General features: G+C 73.8%; 9 protein-coding genes. 4 read left to right on the top strand and 5 right to left on the bottom strand.

Features of this window, described 5'->3' with window-relative positions; all coding sequences use genetic code 11:
* Positions 1–71: 71 nt before the first annotated feature.
* The 3 genes from LG274_RS02580 to LG274_RS02570 all read right to left on the bottom strand — a co-directional run bounded on the left by LG274_RS02580 (position 72) and on the right by LG274_RS02570 (position 4,267).
* Positions 72–2,144 carry a phage/plasmid primase, P4 family gene (locus LG274_RS02580; RefSeq protein ID WP_404465194.1) on the bottom strand — a complete coding sequence of 691 codons (2,073 nt, stop codon included), beginning with the start codon at positions 2,142–2,144 and terminating at the stop codon, positions 72–74.
* A complete protein-coding gene (locus LG274_RS02575; RefSeq protein ID WP_404465192.1) occupies positions 2,141–2,524 on the bottom strand; it encodes a helix-turn-helix domain-containing protein in 384 nt (127 codons plus the stop codon). Before LG274_RS02575 ends, LG274_RS02580 begins: the two co-directional genes overlap by 4 nt.
* 240 nt (positions 2,525–2,764) lie before the next feature.
* A complete protein-coding gene (locus tag LG274_RS02570) occupies positions 2,765–4,267 on the bottom strand; it encodes a recombinase family protein (protein ID WP_404465190.1) in 1,503 nt (500 codons plus the stop codon).
* On the opposite strand from LG274_RS02570, the gene LG274_RS02565 reads away from it, so the two are divergent.
* Positions 4,258–6,051 (top strand): ComEC/Rec2 family competence protein, encoded by a 1,794-nt coding sequence (locus LG274_RS02565; RefSeq protein ID WP_404465188.1) that lies wholly within the window; start codon positions 4,258–4,260, stop codon positions 6,049–6,051. The two genes, LG274_RS02570 and LG274_RS02565, sit on opposite strands and share 10 nt — an antisense overlap.
* 10 nt (positions 6,052–6,061) lie before the next feature.
* A complete protein-coding gene (gene holA / locus LG274_RS02560; protein WP_404465186.1) occupies positions 6,062–7,081 on the top strand; it encodes a DNA polymerase III subunit delta in 1,020 nt (339 codons plus the stop codon).
* A gap of 84 nt (positions 7,082–7,165) precedes the next feature.
* Here the strand turns inward: holA and rpsT are convergent, their stop codons facing one another.
* Together rpsT and LG274_RS02550 are read right to left on the bottom strand one after the other, a co-directional pair.
* Positions 7,166–7,432, bottom strand: coding sequence for a 30S ribosomal protein S20 (gene rpsT, locus LG274_RS02555; protein WP_248115583.1), 267 nt, complete (start codon positions 7,430–7,432; stop codon positions 7,166–7,168).
* Positions 7,433–7,645: 213 nt separating this feature from the next.
* Positions 7,646–8,413 carry a type II toxin-antitoxin system PemK/MazF family toxin gene (locus tag LG274_RS02550; protein ID WP_404465184.1) on the bottom strand — a complete coding sequence of 256 codons (768 nt, stop codon included), beginning with the start codon at positions 8,411–8,413 and terminating at the stop codon, positions 7,646–7,648.
* Between the two features lie 90 nt (positions 8,414–8,503).
* On the opposite strand from LG274_RS02550, the gene lepA reads away from it, so the two are divergent.
* Positions 8,504–10,354, top strand: a complete 1,851-nt coding sequence (gene lepA / locus LG274_RS02545; RefSeq protein ID WP_248115582.1) for a translation elongation factor 4 — start codon at positions 8,504–8,506, stop codon at positions 10,352–10,354.
* Positions 10,355–11,644: a radical SAM family heme chaperone HemW gene (gene hemW, locus LG274_RS02540; protein ID WP_248115581.1), complete on the top strand. Its 1,290-nt coding sequence runs from the start codon at positions 10,355–10,357 to the stop codon at positions 11,642–11,644.
* Positions 11,645–11,658 lie beyond the last annotated feature (14 nt).

Here is an 11,658-nt window from a genome sequence, read left to right as displayed (position 1 = left end):
AGCCCCGGGGTGGGGCGGCGTTTCTGCTCGTGGTCGAGGAGAAACGCCGCCCGGCGGCACTCAGGCCAAGGTCACGACTGGGTAACGACCTTGCGCAGAGTCTCGACCTCGGCCTCGGCGGCCGTCAGGGCCAGCTGCAGCGGTTCACGCGCCCGCTGCAGCTGACCCTCGGCCGCGCGGTACGCCTCGATCTCGGCGCAGAGCTCGCAGTCGAGCGAGCACCCGTCTGCGCCGACCCGGCGCTGGTGCCCTGCGGCCTCCGGGTGCGCGGCGCGCCAGGCGTCGGCCTCGGCGCGCAGGTGCGCGCCCACACCACCCAGGGCCGCGCGCGTCACGGCCACGCGTGCCTCGGCGACGGCCAGGGCCGCGGCGGCCTCCTCCGGATCCAGCTCCGGCGCGCCGACCCGCTCCAGGACACCCTGCACGCGGCCGCCACAGGCCCGGCCCTCGCGCGGGGCGGAGTCCCAGATCGGCAGCCCCTGGCGGTCGTGGCGGACCCAGTCCTCCAGGCCGTACTCCCGGATCAGCGGCTCGGGCTCCACGAGCCAGTCGCCCTTCACGCGCATCTGCGTCCCGGTACGGACCTGCCACTCGCCGGTCTCGCTCACGATGCGGTCGATCGCGGCGATCAGCTTCGCAGCGTTCATGCCCTCGGAGCGCGCCGCGCGCTTGCGCGCCCAGGCGGTCCAGAGGTCGTGCAGCAGCGGCTGCGTCCATACGTCGCCGACGATCGACCCGGAGATGGTCTCCCAGAAATCCCTGACCGGATCGGTCGTGATCTTGTAGGTCTCCAGCACCTCGCGGCACACCGCCGGCTCGGAGAACGTGTAGTAGTCCATGTGCAGCACGCGGTGGGCCACGTACTCCAGGACGTCCTGGCGGTGGACGTAGTCGGTCTTGATGTAGGTCCGCTCCAGCGCCTGACCGTCCGGCCCGACGTCGCCGAACCACTTCTTGAACGGGATGAACAGCTGCCTGCGGTAGAAGCTGTCCGACTTGTCCTTGAACGTCGGCAGCTCATTGAGGCACTGGATCAGGAACGCGTGTGCCCTGTAGTCGTACGGCGGCCGGTGCTTCGGGTTGATCTCGACGGGGTCGTGGGTCACGAGCAGCTTGAACGTCGTCGCGTCGTCGACGAGGTCGCCAACGTTGTTCTCGTCGCCCATCACGGCGGCGGCACCGATCAGCTTCTCCAGCTTGTGCCCGTCGGACATCGCCTTGAGGGACAGCTCGGCCACGCGGTGTTCGCCGACCAGTGCGCGCTGAAGCTCCATCAGCGTGCCCTTGCCGTTGTTGCCGCGCTTGGAGTAGTACCAGGCCGACTTCTTCCAGCGCACGTGCGGGCGGAGCACCGCGCCGGTGCACTGCCACAGCAGCTCGGCCACGCCCTCGTCGTCGGAGAGGGCGGTCATCCAGGTCTCCACGTCCCACTGGTCACCGTCGGGGGTGTCGATCACCGGGTTCGGCGCGTTCTCGACGTAGCGCACCGGGCTCTTGGACAGGAACACCAGCTCGGGGGAGAACTCGCCAAGGGCCTTGGTGCGGTAGTCGAACACGCCGTTGTGCATCGGCACCAGGTCCCGGTCGTCGGTCAGCGTGACCACAGGGGCCATGTCGACGAGCGCGGTGCGCACCTCGCGCCAGAGGTTGACCGTCATGTGCCGGTTGTAACGGCGCGCCCGAGCGCGCAGCAGCTCCTCGTCCGCCTGGTACGTGCCGTGGGTCGGCGACGCCGGGTCCGAGTCGTACATGGCGGGCATCATCCGGCCACGGCGGGACTCGGCCTCGGTGGCGGCCACCAGCACCGCGTGGTCCAGTGCGACCATCATCTCGGCCACGGCGACCGCCGACAGCGCGCTGAGCTTCGGGAGCTTGTCGGTCTTGTCCTTGGCGGTCAGGTTGGCCTGGGCCACACCCATGTTGATTGCGTGGAGGAGGGCGGCGGCCGTGTCCTCCGGCTCCAGGGACCGGTCGGCCCGCTCCAGGTAGAGGCGCACGACCTCGCGCTCAAGGTCGCCGATCGTCGCGGCCGCCATGGCCACCTCGGCAGTCATCACGGCGAGCTCGGCGGTGCGCGCGGCGGTGTGGGCCTTGGCGGGGGCCTCGGCCGGAACGTCGGGGACGACGGAGAGGTTCGCGCTCACAGGGCACCACCCTTCAGGGCGGCGGCGAACGCGGCGGCGGCCTCGGTCGCGGCGGCCTCGGAGAGGGCCGGGGCGGCGGCGGCGGCGCGGCGGCCGAAGCCACGGGCGACCTCGCGGTCGGCCTCGCTCAGGTCGGCCAGGTGGCGCGGGACGGCGGTCTCGCCGCGGCGCAGGGCCACGTAGGCCTCGACCTCGGCGCGGGAGAAGTGGAGGCTCGGGCGCTGGCGCCCCTCGCGGCACCGGTCGTAGGCGGCCAGGGTGCCGTCGGCCACGTACTGGTAGACGGTCGAGGGGGCCTTGTTCAGCAGCTGGGCGGCCTCGCGGTAGTCGATCAGGTCCGCCGGCTCGGCGGCGGGGGCATGCAGGGTGACAGCAGTCACGGGGTTCTCCTCCTTGACAGGAGGCGAAGCGCGAGTCTCTGGTTCGGGGTGCTTCGAGGGCTGCTGCGAGTGTGGCTTCGAGTGAGGTTGCGTCGACGGGGTCGGGCTGCGCCGGGGTGGTCCGGGCCTCCCTGACCCGGTGCGTCTACTCTACCTGCCCGGGGAGCCACTGAACAAGCCCAAATGGCTCTGACTAGGCAGTATGCGGCAGAAATGCCTGATCAGCGGGCAGAAAAAAGATCAGCGCCACACCAGTTCCAGGCGGTCACGAGCCGCCGCCAGGCCCCGCCGGCCCGGCACGGCGGGCAGGACCACGGGCCGCACGACGGCCCGGAGCACCCGGCGCTGGGCGGCGACGTCCATCGACTCCCAGACGTCGTCCAGGTCCTCGCGCCCGGCCAGGGCGGCGACCTCGGGGGAGACGCCGGCCAGCAGCTCGAGCTCGCGGCGCGCGGCCTCCAGCCGCGGCGCCACGGCGTCGCGGGCCTCGAGGAGGATCGAGAGGTCGAGGGCGGCGGCGCTGGCCGCCTTCGCCTCGGCGAGGTAGGTCTCGGCGGCGGCGATCTCGGAGCGCAGCTCTTCGCGGCGGGTGTCGGTCTCGCCCTGCTCGCTGCCGACCCGGGCGAGGAAAGCGGGGTCGGCCAGTGTGTTCAGCACGGCCTCGACCACGAGGGCGTCGGCGTGGACCTCGCGCATCGACGTGTGCGGCCCGGGCTGGCCGCCGGGCGTCGCCGGGCAGGCGTAGGTCACGTAGCGCGCGCCGCCGCCGGAGTTCTGCCGTCCGGTGCGCATCGGCGCGCCGCACACGCACCGCAGGATCCCCGTGAGGAGATGCGTCGCCGCCCAGTCGGCGTCCCGGCGTCCAGCGGCACCACGCGCGGCCAGCACATCCTGCGCACGGTCCCAGGTGGCACGGTCCACCAGGGCCGGCCAGACGGCAGGCGTCCGCCGCACCTCACCGGTCTCCGGGTCGCGGTGTACGCGAACCCCGGCGTAGGCCTCGGTCCGCACGAGCTGGACCACCATGCGCTGAGTCCAGCCGATCTGGGCTCGGCCCGCGGTGCGCGCCGGGCGGCGGGTCGGCACACCGGCGTGGTTCAGGTCGCGGGCGACGGCCCAGGATGCGTCGCCGGCGGCCACGCGCTCGAAGACGTCGCGCACGATCGGCGCGGTCGCCGGGTCGGGCTCGACGGCCTCGAGCACCGGATGCCCGGAGGAGCTGCGGCCGTACCTGCGCACGTAACCCCACAGGTTCTTGCCGTGCACGCCGCCGGCCTCGGCCCGGGCGCGCACGGTGCGCCGGATGCGCACGCTCGTCTTCCCCGACTCGTGCTCCGAGTCCACGGCGGCGGACAGCAGCGCCCGGCGGCCGCCGGGCTTGGCGGGGTCGTGCGCGGCGTCCTCGCTCGTCACGTAGACGAGCACGCGCGCGGCCTCCAGGGCGTCGACCAGGTCGGCCCACTCTCCGACGCGGCGGCCGCCGCGGGACGCCTCCCAGAGCACGAGCACATCGGCGTCGAACGTGCCGGCGGCCAGATCGGCGCGCAGCTGCTCGAAGGCGGGGCGGGCCTTCCCGCGGGCGTAGCGGCTCGCGCTCACGGCCCGGTCCTCGCGGTACGGCTCCGGGTGCAGGTCCCAGCCCTGGTCGGCCACGGCGGCGGCGTTCTCGGCGTGCTGCTCGGACGGCGACCGGCCCTCGCCGCTCGCGTCCCGGCTCACCCTCAGGTACTCACGTGCTCGCATGCCCCCAGCGTACATTGTCAGGGGCGAACTGCGCGCTGCTCCTGGGCACGGTCGCCGTGGTCCTGCGCTCGCTGCGCGTGCACCGGCACGCGGTGGTGGCCTCGGCGCTGGCCACGCTCGGGGTGTTCGTGGTCGTCGTCGGACCGGAGCCCTCCGTGCTCCGGGCGGCCGTGATGGGCGCGCTGGGGGCGCTGGCCCTCTTCCTCGGCCGCGGCCGGCAGGCGTTCTCCCTGCTCGCGGTGGGCGGCACCGGGCTGCTCGTGGTCGCGCCGACTCTCGCGACGGAGGTCGCGTTCCACCTCTCCCTGGCCGCGACGGCGGGGATCGTGCTCGTCGCCGCCCCCGCGGACCGGTGGCTGCATCCGCGGATGGCGCGCGTGCTGCCCGACTCCGCCGCGCGCTGGCTCTCCGCGTCCCTGTCCGTCACCGTGGCTGCGCACCTCGCGTGTCAGCCGATCCTCCTGGCCATGACCGGCACGGTGAGTGCCTACGCCGTGCTCGCCAACATCGCGGCCGCCCCCGCGGTCGCACCGGTGACCGTCCTCGGCACGCTCGCCGCCGCGCTGGTCCTGCCCGCCCCGCCGATCGCGGCCGCCCTCGTCTGGATCGCGCAGTGGCCGGCCGCGGCCATCGGCTGGACCGCGACCACGGCCGCCACGCTGCCGGGCGCCCTGCGGCCATGGCCGGGCGGCGGCCTCGGGCTCGCCCTCGGCGCCCTCCTCACGGTCGCCACGCTCGCGGGCTTCCGTGCGGTCCTGGTGCTGGAACGGGAGTCGCCTCCCCGCGTGCGGCGCGTGGGTCGCTCGGCGCCGGACCGCGTCCGGCGGGTGTCCGCCGCCGCGGTCCTGACGGCCGCGCTGATCGCCGCGGCCACGGGCGGCGTGGGCGCGGTGCTGACCCCCCGACCGGCCGGCGACGTCCCCGCGGGCTGGGTCGCGGCGTTCTGCGACGTGGGGCAGGGGGACATGACGGTCCTCCGCACGGGCGTGGACTCTGCCCTCGCCGTCGACGTCGGACCGGATCCCGACGCCGCCCGACGATGCCTCGCGGACCTGCGCGTGGAGAGGGTGGACGCGGTGCTGCTCACCCACCTCCACGCGGATCATGCCGGAGGGCTGGCCGGGCTCACGGGGCAGCTCGCCCCTGGCGCGGTCCACTACGCCACCCGCTCGGCCGGCAGCTCGCCGCTCGGCGACCCCGCCGCGGGCACACCCCTCGAACGAGGGAGGAGCCGCGCCAGCACGGGGGAGGACCCCGCGATGCCGCCGCCCTCCGGAGCGACGCCGCTCCACACGGGCCAGGAGGGGGAGAACGGATCGGTGCGGTGGAGCGTCCTCCTCGCCGATCGCGCCGCGCCCGAGGAGAACGACGCCTCCGCACAGCTCCTGCTCACTGTGCGCGGCGCCGTGGGCCCGCTGACCGTGCTCGTCACGGGGGACATGGAGCAGGCGGCGAGCGCCGCCTGGGCGGCCGGACTGCGCTCGGACGCACCCCCGCCGCCCTCCGCGGACGTGCTGAAGGTGGCCCACCACGGTGCGCGCAACGGCGGCACGGACGTCCCCGCGGCGGTCCGCGCCCGGCTCCAGGTCGTCTCGGTGGGCGCAGAGAACACGTACGGACACCCCCACCCCGCCACCGTGGCCGCCCTCGAGCGGCTCGGCCCGGTGGCCCGCACTGACCGGCACGGCACCCTCGCGCTCACCCTGGAGTCGGGCTCGGACGGGGATCCCGGGATCGCCGTGCACACCGTCCGCCCTCCCGCCGTCCCCGTCTCCACACCCTAGGATGGTGCCCATGTCCGCCGCCCGCAGCCCCCGCTCCGGCCGCGCCCCGCGCACGGATCCGCTGGCCTGGCGCCGCACGGAGCCCGGCCCGCTCATGCTGCTCAAGGGCCCCGAGGACTACGTGGCCCGCTGGGTCAGGGACCGGGTGACGGCCGCGCTGCGTGCCCGGCACGAGAGCCTCGAGGTGCACGACCTGCGCGCCGGGGAGTACCAGGCGGGGCAGCTGGCCATGGCCGCCAGCCCCTCGCTCTTCGCCGAGCCCACCCTCATCCGCGTGGACGGGCTCGAGTCCATGAACGACGCCTTCCTCGCCGACGCCCTGCGCCTCGTCGAGCAGGGCCCCGGCGCGGACGAGGTCACCCTCGTGCTGCGCCACACGGGCGGCAGCCGGGGCAAGCGGCTGCTCGACGCCGTCGCGAAGGCCGGCACCGTGGTGGACTGCGCGCCCCTCAAGCGGGACGAGGACCGCCTGGTGCTCGTCCAGGCGGAGTTCCGCGACGCACGCCGCCGCGTGGACGAGGACGCCGCCCGCGCCCTCGTGCGCGCCACCGGCGCCTCACTCACGGAGCTCGCCGCCGCGTGCCGTCAGCTGATCGACGACACCACCGGCACGGTCACCGCCGAGATGGTGGACACCTACCACGGCGGCCGCGTCGAGGCCACGAGCTTCGCCGTCGCGGACGCCGCCCTCGAGGGCCAGGCCGCCCGCGCCGTGTCCCTCGTCCGCCACGCGCTGGCCACCGGCGTGCACCCCGTGATGATCACCTCGGCGCTCACGCTGAAGGCCCGCCAGGTCGCGCGCATCATCGACGCCGGCCGGGAGCAGGGCGAGCTCGCCTCCCTCCTGGGGGTGGCCCCGTTCCAGGTGCGCTACGTGCAGCAGGCCGCCCGCCACTGGACGCCCGCCGGGATCGCGCAGGCCGTCGAGTGGATCGCCCAGGCCGACGCCGAGGTCAAGGGCGCCTCCCGCAACCCCGACTTCGCGGTCGAGCGAGCGGTCATCCGGATCGCCACGGCCGTGCGTCGCTGACCACGCCGCGGACCCTTCCCGGACGCACCACGGCCCCCGTCCGAGGGTCTCGGAGCGGGGGCCGTGGCGGTGTGGCGCTGCGGATCAGGCGAAGAGGGCCTTCACGCGGTTCGCGATGCCCGACTTGCGGTTCGCGGCCTGGTTCTTGTGGATGACGCCCTTGGAGGCTGCCTTGTCCAGCTTGCGGTTCGCGGTGCGCAGCGCGGCGGCGGCGGCCTCGGCCTCGCCGGCGGCCACGGCCTTGTCCACGGCGCGGATGGCGGTGCGCAGCTCGGACTTCACGGCGATGTTGCGCTGGCGCGCCTTCTCGTTGGTGAGGATGCGCTTCTTCTGAGACTTGATGTTGGCCAACTCTGGTCCTTACGTCGTCGGCGCGGGACGGGTGGTCCGCACGCCGCGTGAACAGGGGGGTCGTGGAGGGTTCCCGGATCCGTGGACTTCAGTGGCGTGGGGACACCGTGGCGATCCCGGTCCGGGGGTGCCCGTCGACCGGCGGACACAATGCCCACAATCCTATCATCTGCGTGTCCCGGACATGGCCGGGGGGTGCCTCGGCGTGGCGCGTCAGCGCTCCCAGCCCTGGTGGCGGCGCAGCGCGTCGCCCACGGCCTCGAACCGCGCGGGGTCCAGGACCCCGCCCTCCCGGCGCACGGCGTCCGGGTCCACGCGCAGCACGCGGTCCACCTTCGCCTCGGAGGCCCGGCCGCGCCGGTCCCACGGCCCGGCGCCGACGTCCACGTAGTCCTCGTCGCGCAGGTCCGCGTTGTTGCGGTCCCGGCTCGTGAGCATGAGGCCGAGCAGGCACGCGCCGTCGCGGCCGACGAGGAGGACGGGGCGGTCCTTGCCCCGGCCGTCCATCTCCTCGAACGGGACCCAGGTCCACACCACCTCGCCCGGGCCCGCCGCGGGGCCGGGCACGGGGTCGTACTCCACGCGCGCGCGGCCGGTGAAGTCGGGGAGCAGCTCGGCGGGGGACCGCCGGTCCGGCCGGCCCGCCGCGCGCCCCGACGCCGCCGGTCCCTCGGCACGGTCCGCGTCCCGGGCGCGGCGCAGCACCTCGTCCACACGGCGCCGGTCCGGCCGGCGCGCACCGCCGGCCGGGGGAGTGGGCCAGTCGTCGGTGCGCCGGGTCGGGTCGAAGGCCGGGGCCCCCGGATCCCGGGGCGGGACGCCCAGGTCGAAGACGGGCCCGGCGCCGCCGCCCGTCCCCGAGCCGGAGGCGCGGCGGGACGAGCCGCGGCGTGGGCCGGCGTCGGAGGAGGAGCTGAGCGTCTCCAGGAGGCGGGCGGCCTGCCGGCCGAGGGAGAGGGCGCGCTGGAAGTCGAAGGCCATGGGCCCGAATCTATCCGGCCGGGCGGGCATGGAAGAATGGGCGGTCAGTGTTCCACCCCACCCGTCCCCGAGACTTCCAAGGATGTGCCCGTGTCGCCCCAGGCGTCCCACCCCCCGGCGCCCGCCGCCACCGACCCCTCGGTGATCCGCAACTTCTGCATCATCGCCCACATCGACCACGGGAAGTCGACGCTGGCGGACCGCATGCTGCAGTCCACGGGCGTGGTGCAGCCGCGTGACATGAAGGCCCAGTACCTGGACCGCATGGACATCGAGCGCGAGCGAGGCATCACCATCAAGTCCCAGGCGGTGCGCATGCCGTGGGCGCTGGACGGGACCGACTACGCCCTGAACATGATCGACACGCCCGGGCACGTGGACTTCACGTACGAGGTCTCCCGCTCGCTCGCCGCGTGCGAGGGCGCGATCCTGCTGGTGGACGCCGCGCAGGGCATCGAGGCACAGACCCTGGCCAACCTGTACCTGGCCATGGAGAACGAGCTCGAGATCATCCCCGTGCTCAACAAGATCGACCTGCCCGCCGCGGATCCGGACCGCTACGCCGCCGAGATCGCCACCCTGATCGGGTGCGAGCCGGAGGACGTGCTGCGGGTGTCCGGCAAGACGGGCATGGGCGTCGAGGCGCTGCTGGACCGCGTCGTCGAGCGGATCCCCGCCCCCACGGGCGACGCCGACGCCCCGGCCCGCGCCATGATCTTCGACTCCGTGTACGACACCTACCGCGGCGTCGTGACCTACGTGCGCGTCATGGACGGCCGGCTCTCCCCGCGGGAGAAGATCCGGATGATGTCCACGGGCGCGGCCCACGAGCTTCTGGAGATCGGCGTGTCCTCGCCGGAGCCCCACCCCTCCCAGGGCCTGTCCGTGGGCGAGGTGGGCTACCTCATCACGGGCGTGAAGGACGTGCGCCAGTCGAAGGTGGGCGACACGGTGACGAATCACGCCAAGCCCGCCGCCGCGGAGATCGGCGGCTACGAGGACCCCAAGCCCATGGTGTTCTCCGGCCTCTACCCGATCGACGGCTCCGACTACCCGGTGCTGCGCGACGCCCTCGACAAGCTCAAGCTCAACGACGCCGCGCTCGTCTACGAGCCGGAGACGTCCGTGGCGCTGGGCTTCGGCTTCCGCGTGGGCTTCCTGGGCCTGCTGCACCTGGAGATCATCCGGGAGCGCCTCGAGCGCGAGTTCAACCTGGACCTGATCTCCACCGCGCCCAACGTGGTCTACGAGGTCACGAAGGAGGACAAGGAGGTCATCACCGTGACCAACCCCTCCGAGTACCCCGAGGGCAAGGTCCTGGCGGTGCGGGAGCCGATGGCCTCGGCGACGGTCATCGTGCCGAGCGAGTTCATCGGCGCCGTCATGGAGCTGTGCCAGGCCAAGCGCGGCAATCTCAAGGGCATGGACTACCTCTCCGAGGAGCGCGTGGAGATCCGCTACTGGATCCCGCTCGCGGAGATCGTGTTCGACTTCTTCGACCAGCTCAAGTCCCGCACCAAGGGCTACGCCTCCCTGGACTGGAAGGCCGACGGCGACCAGGTCGCCGACCTCGTCAAGGTGGACATCCTCCTGCAGGGCGAGCAGGTGGACGCGTTCTCCTCGATCACCCACCGGGACAACGCCTACGCGTACGGCGTGATGATGACGGGCAAGCTCAAGGAGCTCATCCCGCGTCAGCAGTTCGAGGTGCCGATCCAGGCGGCGATCGGCGCGCGCATCATCGCGCGCGAGAACATCCGGGCCATCCGCAAGGACGTGCTCTCCAAGTGCTACGGCGGCGACATCTCCCGCAAGCGCAAGCTGCTGGAGAAGCAGAAGGAGGGCAAGAAGCGCATGAAGATGGTGGGCCGAGTCGAGGTCCCGCAGGAGGCCTTCATCGCCGCACTGTCCTCGGACGGTGCCGAGCAGGCCAAGAAGTAAGTGCCCGCCCTTCCCCTGGGCATGCCGGTGCCCGACGACGGCGCCCTGCCCGCCGACGTCGGCGCGCGGGTCCGCGCGGCCGCGGCCGCCGGCGCGCCGCGGACGTTCAGCCTGTACGTGCACGTGCCGTTCTGCACCGTTCGTTGCGGCTACTGCGACTTCAACACGTACACGGCCGTGGACCTCGGCCCGGGCGCGGCCCGCGGCGACTACGCCGAGACGGCCATCGCGGAGCTCGCCTTCGCCGAGCGCGCCCTCGAGGCCTCCGGCGTGCCCGCCCGCCCGCTGCACACCGTGTTCTTCGGCGGCGGCACGCCCACGCTGCTGCCGGCCTCCCACCTCGTGCGGATCCTCGCCGCGGCGCGGGAGCGGTTCGGGATCGTGCCTGGCGCGGAGGTCACCACCGAGGCGAATCCGGACACGATCACCCCGGAGTACGCCGCCACGCTCGCCGCGGGCGGATTCACCCGGCTCTCGGTCGGCATGCAGTCGGCCGTGCCACACGTGCTGGCCACACTGGACCGCACGCACCGTCCCGCGTCGGTGCCCGCCGCCGTCGCCGCGGCCCGCGCGGCCGGCCTCGAGGTCTCCCTGGACCTCATCTACGGCACGCCGGGGGAGTCGCTCGAGGACTGGCGCGCCACGCTCGAGACGGCCGTCGCCCTCGCGCCGGACCATGTGAGCGCGTACTCCCTGATCGTGGAGGAGGGCACGAAGTTCGGGGCCCGGGTGGCCCGCGGCGAGGTGGACGACGTCGACCCGGACGACCAGGCCGACAAGTACGTCCTGGCCGACCGGATGCTCGCCACGGCCGGCTACCGCTGGTACGAGGTCTCCAACTGGGCGCGGGACCCGGAGGGGACGGGCGTCCACCGGGCGCGGCACAACGTGGCCTACTGGGAGGACCAGGACTGGTGGGGCGTGGGGCCCGGCGCGCACTCGCACCTGGCGGGCGTGCGCTTCTGGAACGCGAAGCACCCCGCCGCGTACGCGCAGCGCCTGGCCACGGGCGTGACCCCGGCTGTGGGCCGGGAGATCCCCGATGCGCCGGCGCGCCGGCTCGAGCGGGTGATGCTCGCCGCCCGCACGTCCACGGGACTGGGCCTCGCCGAGGTGGAGGAGGGGTTCGCCGCGGCCGGCGACGACGGCGCCCGGCTGCGGGACCTCGTGGCCGCCCTCATCGCGGACGGGCTCGTGGACGGCCGTGCCGCCCTGTCCGGGCGGATCGTGCCGACCCTCGAGGGGCGGCTGCGCAACGACCGGATCGTCCGGGACCTGGCCGGCTTCTGACGCCGAGCGCGGTG

It is taken from the genome of Micrococcus antarcticus, assembly GCF_044872765.1.
In the GTDB taxonomy this organism is placed as follows: Bacteria; Actinomycetota; Actinomycetes; order Actinomycetales; family Micrococcaceae; genus Micrococcus.
Note: the sequence above shows the minus strand (reverse complement) of the source record. Positions and strands in the feature narration are given on the sequence as shown.

Coding starts and splice junctions, on each gene's coding strand:
- holA (WP_404465186.1), top strand. CDS start 6,062: ATGTCCGCCGCCCGCAGCCCCCGCTCCGGCCGCGCCCCGCGCACGGAT.
- LG274_RS02550 (WP_404465184.1), bottom strand. CDS start 8,413: ATGGCCTTCGACTTCCAGCGCGCCCTCTCCCTCGGCCGGCAGGCCGCC.
- LG274_RS02570 (WP_404465190.1), bottom strand. CDS start 4,267: ATGCGAGCACGTGAGTACCTGAGGGTGAGCCGGGACGCGAGCGGCGAG.